The organism is Tepidimonas charontis (genome assembly GCF_007556685.1).
Classification (GTDB): domain Bacteria; phylum Pseudomonadota; class Gammaproteobacteria; order Burkholderiales; family Burkholderiaceae_C; genus Tepidimonas; species Tepidimonas charontis.
This window is the reverse complement of sequence record NZ_VJON01000006.1, coordinates 1-12,902: the sequence shown is the minus strand read 5'-3', so window position 1 is coordinate 12,902 and position 12,902 is coordinate 1. Positions and strand designations below refer to the sequence as shown.

Sequence of the window (12,902 nt, the reverse complement as noted above, 5' to 3'; positions counted from 1 at the left end):
AACCGGCGCCGCGCCTCGACCAACTACCGCGCGGCGCGTTGCAACAACATCGCGTCACCGTAGCTGAAGAAGCGGTAGCGTTGCGCGATGGCGTGCTGGTACAGCGCGCGGATGTGATCGTACCCCGCAAAGGCGCTGACCAGCATCAGCAGGGTGCTGCGCGGCAGGTGAAAGTTGGTGATGAGCAGGTCCACCACCCGAAAGGCAAAGCCCGGGGTGATGAAGAGCGTGGTGTCGCCTTCGGTGCGGCCGCTCGTGGCCCAGCTCTCCAGTGTGCGCACGGTGGTGGTGCCAACCGCAACGATGCGTCCGCCGCTGCGGCGCGTGCGCTCCACGGCGGCCAAGGTCTCGGGTGGTATGCGGTACCACTCGCTGTGCATGCGGTGCGCGTGCAGATCGCGCACCTTGACAGGCTGGAAGGTGCCCGCGCCTACGTGCAGCGTCACGCTGGCGCGGTGCACGCCACGCGCCTGCAGCGCCGCCAGTATCCCTTCGTCGAAGTGCAGCGCGGCCGTCGGTGCCGCCACCGCCCCCGGGTGCTTGGCAAACACCGTCTGGTAGCGCCGTTCGTCCTCGGCGGTGTCGGCGTGCGCGATATAGGGCGGCAGGGGCACGTGTCCATGGCGCGCCATCAGCGCGTAGGGGTCGTCGGAGAAGCGCAGGCGAAACAGTGGGCCGTCGGCGTCGGGCCAACGGCCCAGCAGGGTGGCGGTGAAGGCGGGCTGGCCTCCGTCGTCGAGGGCCATGTGCAGCACGGTGCCGGCAGCGGGCTTTTTGCTCACCTTCATGTGCGCCACCACCTCGCCGTCGGCCAGCACGCGCTCCACCAGCAGCTCCAGCCGGCCGCCGCTGGGTTTGACGCCGAACAAGCGCGCCTTGATGACCTGGGTGTCGTTGAACACCAGCAGGTCGCCGGCTTGCAGCAGGTTGGGCAGTTCACGAAAGACACGGTCGGTGGGGGGGCACTGGCGCCCGTCGAGCAGGCGCGAGGCGCTGCGCTCGGGCGCGGGGTGTTGCGCAATCAGCTCGGGCGGCAGCGCGAAGTCGAAATCATCGACGGTGTAGCTGCGCCTGGTTTGCGCCGGTGCAGGGGCGCTGGGGTGCGAAGAGGAGGCAGTCATGGTGCTTGAGGGCCGGACGGGCCCGTGCCAAGGATGCAAAAACGATCACGCGCCCAAGCGCAAGGCACCGCCGCGTGTGCCTGCGGTGGGTCGGGCGGCGCGCACGCCATTGTCGCAGAAAGTACATTGTCGCAGAAGGTATCATGTGCTGCACTGCAGCAGGAGCGAGCCGATGGCGCTGGTCGTCTTCAACCAAAAAGGCGGGGTGGGCAAGTCCACCATTGCCTGCAATCTGGCCGCCATCAGCGCGGCGCAAGGGCAGCGCACGCTGCTGATCGATCTCGATTCGCAGGGCAACGCCACCCGCTATCTGTTGGGAGCACCTGTGGGCGACGCGCAGCCCACCGTGGCCCAGTTTTTCGAGCAGACGCTCAGCTTCACCTTCCACCCGCAGCCACCCACGGCGTTCGTGGTGCGCACGCCCTTTGCGGGACTGGATCTGATGGCCGCCAGCCCCGCGCTCGACGAGCTGTTGCCCAAGCTGGAGTCGCGCCACAAGATATACAAATTGCGCGAAGCGCTGGCGCAGCTGGCGCCAGAGTACTCGCGCATCTACATCGATACGCCGCCGGCGCTCAATTTCTACACCCGCTCGGCGCTGATGGGTGCCAGCGGTTGCCTCATCCCGTTCGATTGCGACGATTTTTCGCGCCAGGCCCTGTACGGCTTGCTGGCACACGTGCAGGAAATCCGCGCCGATCACAACCCGGCGCTGGCGTTGCGCGGCATCGTCGTCAACCAGTACCAGGTGCGCGCCCAGTTGCCGCAGCGGCTGGTGCAAGAGTTGCGCGACGAAGGCCTGCCGGTGCTGGAGCCCTATCTGCCGGCGTCGGTGAAGGTACGCGAATCGCACCAGCGAGCGCGCCCGATGATTCACTTGGAGCCGCGGCACAAGCTGACCCAGGCCTTCGTGGCGCTGCACGATCGCTTGCACGCCGGCGCATAGGATGGTGGGTGTTGTCCCCGGCTGCGGGGGGCGGGGCACACGACATGGAAGGGGTTCGCAATCGTCGCCATGGGGCGCTGAGCGTCTTTGGATCTGCAGGGAATAAGCAGATCACTTTTTATTCGTTGGTGTTTTGACGAGTCGGCGCTATCGTCCGACCCATGGTGCCGATTTCATTGCATGCGTGGGTTGTCGGGGTGGTTCTGGTCGGGCTGTTCGGGGCGTTCGTCCACGAACGGCTCAAGCCGGACGTGGCAGCACTGGCTGCAGTCGCCCTGCTGCTGATATTGGGGGTGTTGACTCCGGCACAGATGCTTGGTGTGTTGAGCAACAGCGCGCCGTTCACCATCGCCTGCCTTTTCGTTATCACCGCTGCACTGAGCAGAACCGGTGCCGTGGACCGCATCGGCGACTATCTGTCGATGTGGGCGGCACACAGTGAAAGGCGGCTACTGGGCGGCCTACTGCTGCTGTGTTTGCTGGTGTCGCCGTTCATGAACAACACGCCGCTGGTGATGGTGATGATCCCGGTGGTGACGACGCTGGCAGCACGTGCTGCCGTGGTGCCGTCGCGCCTGCTCATACCGCTGTCGTATGCCACCATCCTGGGCGGTATGGTCACCCTGATGGGTACGTCGACCAACCTCTTGGTCGATGGGGTGGCGCGCCAACATGGGTTGGCTCCGTTTGGCTTGTTCGAGATCACCGTGCCCGGTGCCATCATCGCGCTGGCGGGCGCGGCTTTCGTCTATTGGGGCGCGCGCGCTTGGCTGCCGGCGCGCGAGACGCTGGCCCAACAGTTCGGCGTCGGTTCCGAGCGGCTGTTCATGACCGAGCTGTTCGTGCCCGAGGGGTCGCGCCTGGTGGGGCGCTCGCTGAGCGAAGCACACCTGAGCAACGGCGATGTGCGCGTGCTCAAGCTATACCGCGGCGACGATGAGTGGAGCGCGCCGGACCCGGAGGTTCGTCTGCAGGCCGGCGACCGACTGGTGGTGCACTCACGCAGCACGACCGTGGTGGCACTGCACCAGCGCGATGGCGTGGGGCTGTCCGCGGCGCCGGCCGCCGCCAGCGGTCTCACCGATCTGGAAACGCTACGCCGGCCGGACGTGGTGATCGTCGAGGCGCTGGTGGGGCAGACCTCGCGGTACGTGCAGCGCCCGATCCGCGACCTCGACTTGGCTGCCCGCTACGGCATCCACCTGATCGCGGTGCACCGCAAGAATGCCTCGATCGCCGACATTGGCGATGACTTTCAGTTGCAGGTAGGCGATGTGCTGCTGGTCGAGGGCACGCCGCGCCAGCTTCAGCGTTTTTGCGACAACGGCGATCTGTTGGCGATCACCGACGTCAAAGCGGGTGGGCAGCGGCGTGAGAAGGCGGCGCTGGCGCTGGGTACCTTGGTGGCCGTGATCGGTTTGGCGGCTTTGGATGTGATGCCAATCGAGGGTTCGGCGCTGATCGGTGCCGTCACCGTGGTACTGACGGGGTGCCTCAAGCCCGATGAAGCCTATAAAGCCGTCGAGTGGCCGCTGTTGATACTGATCTACGCCATGTTGGCCCTGAGCGAGGCCATGCGCGCATCGGGCCTGGCCGGGTTGGCAGCGCACGCACTGGTTGGCTGGGCCCATGGTGCATCGCCCTGGCTGGTGTTGGGGCTGGTCGTGTTGGCGACTTCGGTGGCCACCGAATTTTTGAGCAACAACGCGGTGGCGGCGCTGTTGACGCCGGTGGCCATCGAGGTGGCGCATGCCTTGGGCGTGGACGCCCGACCCTTCGTGGTCGGGGTGATGTTTGCCGCCAGCGCCAGTTTTGCCACGCCCATCGGTTATCAGACCAATACCCTGGTCTACGGTGCCGGTAACTACCGCTTCAGCGATTTCGCTCGGCTGGGTGTGCCGCTGAATCTGCTGGTGTGCGCGCTGGCGAGCGTGCTGATCCCGTGGTTTTGGCCATTTTGACCCGGTTGCTGACCACGCCCAAACGGCGTCGGCTAAGCGCGCGGATCTTCACGCTGGAGGCCCGACCGATGCTCAACCCGCGAGGCGGCCGAGACCGCATGGCCGTGCGGGCGCCGCGATGCGAGCGCGGGTCGGCCCAGTGGGTCCGGGACCCGGCCGCTGTCGTCGTCAAAATTTGTCCGGGCGCAGCACTTCGACCTCGGACAGAAACGCCACCATCGCGTAGTGCGCGTAGTAGCGCGTTTGCAAATGCTGTAAAAAAGCCTCGGCCTGGGCGCGCGCGCAGATGATTTCCAGGCGCAGGTTGCGTGACTCATCCCAGGTGGCGTCGCGCACGCCGCGGCTGCCCTTGCCGCGCGCATCCGAAAAGGTGTAGCCGCGGATGCCCAAGCGGTTCATGTCGGCCACCAGCAACGGCTCCAGGGCCGCTTCGGTAAACACGGTCAGCAGGGTGCGTTTTTCGGTGGTCACGGCAGTGGTCATGGGCGTCGATGGGATCGTCACTGGGTGGATGTCGTTGGGGTCCACGCAGAACGGATTCATGGTGGGCAAGAGACGATTCTCATGCTAGCACCGACAGGGTCGAGGGGTGGACTGTTCGGGCAAAACCAGGGCAGCCGGGATCAGCACGGCGTCAGCTGCCCACCAGCGCCACTGCCAGCCGGTGGTACAGGGGGATGCCCACGAGCAGATTGAACGGAAACGTCACGCCCAGCGCGCCGGCCAGCGACAGCGCCGGGTTGGCTTGCGGCACGGCGATGCGCATGGCCGCCGGCACCGCGATGTAGGACGCCGACGCGGCCAAGGTCGCCAACACCGTGGTGCCGCCCACCGACAAGCCCAGCGCGACGCCGGTGGCCGCGCCCAGCGGTGCGGACAGCAGCGGCATGGCCACGCCAAAAACCACCAAGGCCAGCCCACGCCGGCGCAGCTCACCGACTTGGCGGCTGACGATCAGGCCCATTTCCAGCAGAAACAACGCCAGCACACCCTTGAACAAATCGACGAACAGTGGGCTGATGGGCTGTAGCCCGTCGGGTCCGGCCGCCCAGCCGATGGCCATGCCGCCCAGCAACAGCGTCACGCCCTTGCCCAGGAACGCCTCGTGGCTCAGGGCGGCCCAATCGGTGCGCCGGTCGATGCCACGCGCCAGCATGATGCCCACCAAAATAGCGGGCACCTCCATCACCGCCAGCAACACCGCCATCTGCGGTTCGACGTCGATGGCGCGTGCCGCCAGCCACGCGGTGGCCACGGCGTAGGTGGCCACGCTGACCGAGCCATAGTGCGCGGCGGTGGCGGCGGCGTCGGGCCGGTCGAAGCCAAACAACCAACGCAGGGCCCCGAAGGCCAGTAAGGTCTGCACTACCCCCAGTGCCACCGCCGCGGCCACCTGTGGCAACAGCGGTGCCAGCGGCTGCGTGGCCAGCCCCTGCCCGCCCTTCAGGCCGATGGCCAGCAACAGAAAAATCGACAGCGAGTCGTACAACGCGCCGGGTAATTTCAATTCCGAGCGCAACAGGCCGGCCACCAGACCGAGCAGAAAAAACAGGATGACCGGGTCGAGCGACGACATGATGGGGGCGATTGTGCCAAACCGTGGGCCGGTGCGGCGGGCGCGAACGATCGTGCGCCAACGGCCGGGCTTTGACGCACAATGCACACAGCAAGAACAGAGAGAAGCTGCTGCGCCGGCCATGCCCCCGGCCCGCGCAGGCAGACCGCAGATCAGGAGACCCAGGTCCGTGCTGTCACCCCGTTCCATTGACCCCGCCGATGCGCACCATCTTCCCTGGTGGGATACGCTGCGTGAAGACTATACGCTGGCGGTCATCACCCTGGGCGGTGTCGTCGCCGCCCTGTGGCTGGCGCCGTTTGCCGTCTGGCGTGCGCTGCAAGGCAATTGGCTGGCCATGGCCAACGATGCCGTGCTCACCGTATTGCTGGGCGGCTCCGCCATCTACGCCTGGCGCACGCGCCAAACCCGCGTGCCGGGCTGGATCATGGCCGTGTGCATCGTCGGTGGCATCTGGGCCATTGGGGTGGCGGCGCAGTTCGCCGCCTTGTTTTGGGCCTATCCGGGGGTGCTGATGATGTTTTTTCTGGTCCCGCCGTGGGCAGCGGCGACGCTGGGTGCGGCCGCAGTGGTGGGCGCGGCCGCGCTATCGTGGCAGGAGCTGGGCGGCACCGAGGGCCTGCCGTTTTTCGTCATCACGAATGTCCTCACCGGCGTGTACGGTTTTCTGGTGTCGCAGCAGGCGCAGCGGCGCATTGGTCGCTGGCAAACGCTCAGTCTGCTCGATCCACTCACGGGTGTGGGCAATCGGCGTTTGCTCGAAGTCGAGTTTGCCCAGGGCTTTGCCGGCACGCGAAGCGCCGGCACGCTGGCGGTGATCGATCTCGATTACTTCAAAGCGATCAATGACCAGCACGGGCACGACGCCGGTGACGCGGTGTTGCGCGACGTGGCTGCGGTGATGCAGGCCACCGTCCGCAAGACCGATCGGGTGTACCGCTTCGGCGGCGAGGAATTCGTGTTGTGGCTGTCACCGGCCGATGCGGAGGTGGCCACCGCGGTGCTGCAGCGTTTGCGCCAGGCGGTGCGTGCGCAGGTGCGCGTGGGCCAGACGCCCGTGACCTTTTCCGCGGGGGTGGCAACACACGTACCCGCGGAGTCGTGGCAAGCGTGTCTGGCACGCGCCGACGCAGCCCTTTACCGCGCCAAGGGTTCCGGGCGCGACCGCGTCTGCTGGGCCGACAGTGGAGAGCCGCCATCGCGCCAGTGACGCGCAGGCGCGCGCCGTTGGATACGCGGCGCGCTCAGCCACAACAGCCGCCCGGCATTTACGCGGCCCGGCCCTGCTGCACGGGCGGGCACGGCATCGAGCCGTAGGAACAGAATACGCAGCAGTCACCCGCCTTCGGCCGCAACAGGGCGTGACAGGCCGGGCACTCGTAGAAGAACTGGCAGGCGTCGGTGGGCATGGTCTGCGACTGCGCGTGCCCACAGTACGGGCACGTCAGGACGGACTGGAGCGTGACGGTGTGCATGGGGTGCGGGCTGCCGATTGTGGTATCTCGAAGCCGCACTCTACACCCGATAGCCCGATAGCGCTTCATGCGGAGGTAGCCGGCGGGGCAGCACAGCCCGGCGATGACGCACAATAACGCCATGGAACCGACCGCGCGCCCCACCGTATCCCCATCGCCCCAGGCCATCGCGCCGCACCTGCTCGCCGGTGTGCGCATGGCCTTCGTGGGTGGCGGCAACATGGCCAGCGCGCTGTTGGAGGCGCTGTTGACCGCCGGCGGGCGTGCCGCCGACGTGTGTGTGCTCGATCCGCAGCCGGCGGTGCGCGAGCGCCTGCAGCAGCAGTGGGGCGTGCGCACGCTGGCAGCACCCGACCCCACGCTGGCCGAGGCGGCGTTGGTGGTGTGGGCGGTCAAGCCGCAGACGTTTCGCGAGGCGGCGCTGGCCGCTGCGCCCTTCGTCGGCGGTGCCCTGCAGCTGAGTGTGGCAGCCGGTATCCGCTGTGCCGCCATGCGGGCGTGGTTGGGTACCGAGCGCATCGTGCGCACCATGCCCAACACCCCCGCGCTGGTGGGCCGCGGTATGACGGCGCTGTACGCGCTACCCAGCGTCAGTGCCGACGATCGGGCGCGTGCCCAGGCGCTCATCGCCGGCACCGGGCGTTGGGTGTGGGTGGACGACGAAGCGGCCTTGGATGCCGTCACCGCCGTCTCGGGTTCCGGGCCGGCCTATGTGTTTTACGTGTTGGAGGCGATGCGGGATGCGGGCGCCGCGCTGGGCCTGCCGCCGGCGGTGGCCCTGCAGCTGGCCATCGCCACCTTCGATGGCGCCGCGCACCTGGCCGAGCGCAGCGCCGAGCCGCCCGAGGTGCTGCGCGAGCGCGTCACCTCCAAAGGCGGCACGACGGCGGCGGCGCTGGCCGTGCTGCACGAACGCGGCGTGCGCGAGGCTTTCATCGCTGCGCTGCAGGCCGCCCATCAACGGGCCCGAGAGCTCGGGGAGGCGTTCGGCGCCGAAGCCGGTTCATCGGCTTGAGCCAGCCCGCGGCACGCCGCCGTCGGTGGGGGGCTCCGCCGGCCCGACCGCGCCGGTTGGTCTGGCCAGGTCTGCCGTGACGGCGTCGCCGTGCCGCTCGCGATTGCGCCGCGAGCGCCCTTCACCCCAGCCGCGCCGCTGCGTATCGCGGCGGGCGGTCATCCCAGCGTCAGCTGCAGCGCCAAGCCCGCAAACAAGCTGGCGCCCAGCCAGTGGTTGAGCCGAAAGGCGCGAAAACAGCCGGCGCGTGAGCGCTCGCGAATCAGGCGCGCGTGCCACGGCACCTGTGCCGCGGCGCCCAACACCCCGGCGGCGAACCAAGGGCCACCCGCGTGCGGCCACAGCAACCCGGTCCACAGCAGCAGGTGCAACCCATAGAAGGCCAGCACCGCCGCTACGTCCCACCTTCCCAGCGTGATGGCCGAGGTGCGTATGCCGATGCGCAGGTCGTCGTTGCGGTCCACCATCGCGTATTCGGTGTCGTAGGCCAGCACCCAGAAGGCGTTGGCCAGCAGCAGCCCCCAGGCCAGAGGGGGCACGTCGCCGCGCACCGCCGCGAACGCCATCGGAATGCCGAAGCTGAACGCCACCCCCAGCACCGCCTGCGGCATGGCGAAAAAACGCTTGGTGTAGGGGTAGAACACCGCCACCGCCAGCGCCGCAAACGACCACAGCACCGCCTCGCGCCGCGTCGTCAAGACCAAGACAAAGGCCAGCAGCGCCAGCGCCGCACCCACCGCCAACGCCTCGCGCGGCGCGATACGCCCACAGGTGACCGGGCGTTGCGCGGTGCGCTCGACATGGCGGTCGAATTCGCGGTCGGCCACGTCGTTGACGCAGCAGCCGGCGCTGCGCATCAGGATGGTGCCGAGCACGAACACCGCCAGCAGATGCCAGCCGGGCCAGCCCCCAGCGGCCAGCCACAGGGCCGACAGTGTGGGCCACAGCAGCAGCAGCCAGCCGGCCGGGCGGTCCCAGCGGATCAGGTCCAGGTACAGACGCAGCCGCTCGCGCCAGGGCGAGGGCTGCGGCGGCGGCGCCGCAGGCAGCGGGGAGGCCATGGTGGGTCCGGTCATGTGGTCATCGGTACCAAGGGGGTCAGGTCAGGCGCTGGCAGCCCGGCAGCTCGCAGGTGTAGACGGCATTGCGCAGGGCGGCAATCGCTTCGTAGCGGGTGAAGCTGCGCCGCCACACCAGCACCACGCGCCGCGACGGCGGCTCGCCCGCGATGGGCAGATAGCGCAGGTGGTGGGCGTCGCCCCCCAGGCTGGCCGCCGTGGCCTCGCGGGTGGCGGGGTCGAGTGCGCCGCGTGGCACCGACAGCCGCGGCACCAGTGTCACCCCCATGCCGGCGGCCACCATGTGCTTGATGGTTTCCAGCGACGAGCCCTCGAAGCTTTTTTGAATGCCCTCGGCATTGTCCGACAGGCGCGCAAACTCCGGGCACACCTGCAGCACGTGATCGCGAAAACAGTGCCCAGCGCCGAGCAGCAGCATGGTCTCGCGCTTGAGCTCGTCGATGCTGACGGCTTCACGCGTCGCCAAGGGGTGATCCGCGGGCACCACGGCAACGAAGGGTTCGTCGTACAGCGGCGCCACCGCCAGATTGGTATCGGGGAAGGGCTCGGCCAGGATGGCGGCGTCGAGTTCGCCCACGCGCAGCTGCTCCAGCAGCCGAGCGGTGAAGTTCTCCTGCAAAATCAACGGCATCTGGCGCGCGCGTTCGATCACCTGCTTGACCAGATCGGGCAGCAGGTAGGGCGCGATGGTGTAGATCAGGCCCAAGCGCAGCGGTGCGGCCAGCGGGTCCTTGCCGCGCTTGGCGATTTCCTTGATCGCCGCGGCCTGCTCCAGCACCACCTGCGCCTGGCGCACGATTTCCTGCCCCAGCGGGGTGACGGTGACTTCGCTGGCGCTGCGCTCGAAGATCTTGACGTCGAGCTCTTCTTCGAGCTTTTTGATCGCCACCGACAGCGTCGGCTGCGAGACGAAGCAGGCTTCGGCAGCACGGCCGAAGTGACGCTCGCGTGCCACGGCGACGACGTATTTCAGTTCGGTCAGGGTCATGGTGATCGTGGCTCGAACCGTTGGGACCGACTCGGAGGGCAGCCGCACGGACCAAGGCTTTCCGCGCCGTGCATTATCGGCTCAAGCTTTCAGATAGTCCAATTTTCCACCCAACCAGCGCTGCAGATGCCGCTGTGCCTGCTGCGGTTGATGCAGCCACATCCACGGCGCCCAACGCCGCGCCCAGTCGATCAGGGCCTCATCGCTGGCCAGGTCGGCAAAGCGCAGCAGCGGTGTGCCCGACTGGCGCGCCCCCAAAAACTCGCCGGGGCCGCGCAACGCCAGGTCGCGGCGCGCAATCTCAAAGCCGTCGGTGGTCTCGACCATCGCGCGCAGCCGTGCGCGCGCGCTCTCGCTCACGCGTCCGCCGTCACCGGGGCTGTACAGCAGCAGGCATACCGAGGCCACCGAGCCGCGTCCGACGCGCCCGCGCAGCTGGTGCAGCTGACTCAGGCCGAAGCGCTCGGCGTGCTCGATCACCATCAGCGAGGCGTTGGGCACGTCCACCCCCACCTCGATGACGGTGGTGCTGACCAGCACCGCCAGCTCACCGCGTGCGAACGCCGCCATGATGGCTTGCTTGTCCGCTGCGGGCAGCCGCGCGTGCAGCAGCCCGACGCGCACCGGCCGCCCCTGGGCATCGCAGGCATCGGCCAAGGCCGCCTGCAGCTCGGCATGGGTGGCGGTGGCGGCGCGCAGGTCCAGCGCTTCGCTGTCCTCGATCAACGGGCACACCCAGTAAACCTGCCGTCCCTGCATCACTTGCGTGCGAATGCGTGCGATCACCTCGTCGCGGCGCTGGGCGTTGATCAGCTTGGTGACGATGGGGCTGCGCCCGGGCGGCAACTCATCCAGCGTCGAGATGTCCAGGTCGGCGTACAGCGTCATCGCCAGGGTGCGGGGAATGGGGGTGGCGCTCATCATCAACAGGTGCGGCTCCACCGTGTCGTCGCCGGCCTTGCGGCGCAGCGCCAGCCGCTGTGCCACCCCAAAGCGGTGTTGCTCGTCGACGATGGCCAGCCCAAGGCGCGCAAACGCCACCTCCTCCTGGATGACGGCGTGGGTGCCCACCACCAGCGCGGCGGCTCCACTGGCAATCGCCTGCAACGCCGCTGCACGCTCGGCCCGCCGCTGGCTGCCCGTCAACCACACCACGCGCCGGCCCAGTGGCGCCAGCAGCGGCTCCAGCCATTGCACCAGCTTGCCAAAGTGCTGCTCGGCCAAAATCTCGGTCGGCGCCATCAGTGCGCACTGCCAACCGGCGTCGATGACGTGCGCTGCCGCCAGCGCCGCCACCACGGTCTTGCCGCTGCCGACGTCCCCCTGCAACAAGCGGTGCATCGGCGTTGGGCGGGCCAGGTCGGCGGCGATTTCGGCGGCCGCGCGCTGCTGCGCGCCCGTCAAGGCAAATGGCAAGGCCGCACACAGGCGCGCCGGCAAGCCATGGGTGGCGGCGTGTAGCACTGGCGCCCGGCGGGTGCCGCGCGCGCGCCGGGCTTGCTCCTGCGCCAGCTGTTGCGCCAGCAGCTCTTCGGCCTTCAAACGCACCCAGGCCGGATGGGTGCGATCCTGGGGCTGTGCCGGATCGGTTCCCGCAGGGGGCTGATGCAAAAACGCCAGCGCCGCCTGCAAGGTCCACGGCGGCGCGGCGGTCCCGGGCAATTCGGCCAAGGCCGCCGGCGGGATGGTCTCGCTCAGGTCGGCTTGGGCCAAGGCGCGTGCCACGGCGGCGCGCAAATAGGCCTGTGGTAAGCCGGCCGTACTGGGGTACACCGGCGTCAACCCGGCCGGCAGGGGGGCGTCCGCCTTGAGCAGCCGCGGGTGCACCATGGTCCAGCCGGCCCAGCTCCCGCGCAGCTCGCCATGGGCGCGCACGCGCGCTCCCGGCGCGAGCGCCTGCAGGTGCGACGGATAAAACGTGAAAAACCGCAGCGTGCAGCGGCCGCCGTCAGCCACCGCCAGTGTGGCCACCAGCTGGCGCCGTGGCCGCTGCTGCACTTCGCGCACCAGTACTTCGCCTTCGATCAGCGCCTCGTCGCCATCGCGTGCCTGTGCGAGCGGTCGCACGCGCGTGAGGTCTTCGTAACGCAGCGGCAGGTGCAGGGCCAAATCGATTGGCCGCACCAGTCCGAGCCGGCGCAGCGCGCGCTGCGGTCCGCTGACGCGCGGCTCGACGCCGTCGGCGCTGGCGGTGCGCGGCGCGGCATCGGTTGTCGGGTTCGCGGTGGGCGGCGTTGGGGTGCGCATGGCCACCGCCGATTCTAGAGAGCCGCGCCGCCACGTGCGATCCGGGGGCAGGTGTCCGTCTACCCGTGCAGAAGCGGGTTTTCGCCGGGTGCACGGCGCCGTACCTGGGCTTTGCGGGTGATTGCTGCCGGCGTGTGCGTTCGCGTCCCCGTCCGTGACGCTCGCCACGACACCGGGATAGCCAGACGGCGCCGCGTGTGCCCTGCGCTGGGGGTATGGACACGATCCCTGCGCAGAGGACGGGTGTGTCAAGGCAAAGTAGAAATGTCCGCCCTCTGAGCAAGTTAGAAATGTCCGGTTTGACGCCGAAGGTATGTCCTCATGGGCTGGCCCATGGGCCAGCCCATGAGGGCGGAGCGCTGAAGAGACGACGCCAGGGGTGCTCAGGGCCGGGACACCATGGCTGTTTGACTTGGCGCGCTTTGAGGATGTCATCCACCCGCGCATTGAGCGTCTTGTCATCGACGGCGCTGGGGGTGGCTGGAGCAGGATCG

At 68.4% G+C, this 12,902-nt stretch carries 11 protein-coding genes; 4 read left to right on the top strand and 7 right to left on the bottom strand.

Annotated elements, in window-relative coordinates; genetic code table 11:
- Positions 1–23 precede the first annotated feature (23 nt).
- Positions 24–1,121, bottom strand: a complete 1,098-nt coding sequence (gene queA / locus Tchar_RS02975; protein ID WP_144327610.1) for a tRNA preQ1(34) S-adenosylmethionine ribosyltransferase-isomerase QueA — start codon at positions 1,119–1,121, stop codon at positions 24–26.
- A gap of 172 nt (positions 1,122–1,293) precedes the next feature.
- Here queA and Tchar_RS02970 point away from each other — a divergent pair, with 172 nt between their 5' ends.
- Positions 1,294–2,067, top strand: a complete 774-nt coding sequence (locus tag Tchar_RS02970; protein ID WP_144327609.1) for a ParA family protein — start codon at positions 1,294–1,296, stop codon at positions 2,065–2,067.
- 161 nt (positions 2,068–2,228) lie between these two features.
- The gene (locus Tchar_RS02965; RefSeq protein ID WP_144327608.1) at positions 2,229–4,028 is read left to right on the top strand and encodes an SLC13 family permease; all 1,800 of its coding nucleotides are present in this window, start codon (positions 2,229–2,231) and stop codon (positions 4,026–4,028) included.
- Between the two features lie 168 nt (positions 4,029–4,196).
- On the opposite strand, the gene Tchar_RS02960 is transcribed toward Tchar_RS02965, so the two are convergent.
- On the bottom strand, positions 4,197–4,571 hold the full coding sequence (locus Tchar_RS02960; RefSeq protein WP_236640143.1) for a P-II family nitrogen regulator: 375 nt from the start codon (positions 4,569–4,571) through the stop codon (positions 4,197–4,199).
- 91 nt (positions 4,572–4,662) lie between these two features.
- Entirely contained in the window at positions 4,663–5,604 is a 942-nt protein-coding gene (locus tag Tchar_RS02955; RefSeq protein WP_201739284.1) for a sodium-dependent bicarbonate transport family permease, read from the bottom strand.
- Positions 5,605–5,773: 169 nt separating this feature from the next.
- On the opposite strand from Tchar_RS02955, the gene Tchar_RS02950 reads away from it, so the two are divergent.
- Positions 5,774–6,814, top strand: coding sequence for a GGDEF domain-containing protein (locus tag Tchar_RS02950; RefSeq protein ID WP_161595435.1), 1,041 nt, complete (start codon positions 5,774–5,776; stop codon positions 6,812–6,814).
- 58 nt (positions 6,815–6,872) lie between these two features.
- On the opposite strand, the gene Tchar_RS13900 is transcribed toward Tchar_RS02950, so the two are convergent.
- Complete coding sequence (locus tag Tchar_RS13900) at positions 6,873–7,079, bottom strand: GDCCVxC domain-containing (seleno)protein (protein WP_144327605.1); 207 nt, start codon at positions 7,077–7,079, stop codon at positions 6,873–6,875.
- 121 nt (positions 7,080–7,200) lie between these two features.
- Between Tchar_RS13900 and proC the strand changes: the two genes are divergently transcribed.
- Positions 7,201–8,094, top strand: a complete 894-nt coding sequence (proC, locus tag Tchar_RS02940; RefSeq protein ID WP_328592026.1) for a pyrroline-5-carboxylate reductase — start codon at positions 7,201–7,203, stop codon at positions 8,092–8,094.
- A 158-nt stretch (positions 8,095–8,252) separates the two neighbouring features.
- Here the strand turns inward: proC and ubiA are convergent, their stop codons facing one another.
- The 3 genes from ubiA to recG form a co-directional block, all read right to left on the bottom strand.
- On the bottom strand, positions 8,253–9,155 hold the full coding sequence (gene ubiA, locus Tchar_RS02935; RefSeq protein ID WP_144327670.1) for a 4-hydroxybenzoate octaprenyltransferase: 903 nt from the start codon (positions 9,153–9,155) through the stop codon (positions 8,253–8,255).
- 37 nt (positions 9,156–9,192) lie between these two features.
- Entirely contained in the window at positions 9,193–10,161 is a 969-nt protein-coding gene (locus tag Tchar_RS02930; RefSeq protein ID WP_144327604.1) for a hydrogen peroxide-inducible genes activator, read from the bottom strand.
- Between the two features lie 81 nt (positions 10,162–10,242).
- Positions 10,243–12,408: an ATP-dependent DNA helicase RecG gene (gene recG, locus Tchar_RS02925; RefSeq protein WP_144327603.1), complete on the bottom strand. Its 2,166-nt coding sequence runs from the start codon at positions 12,406–12,408 to the stop codon at positions 10,243–10,245.
- Positions 12,409–12,902: the final 494 nt, after the last annotated feature.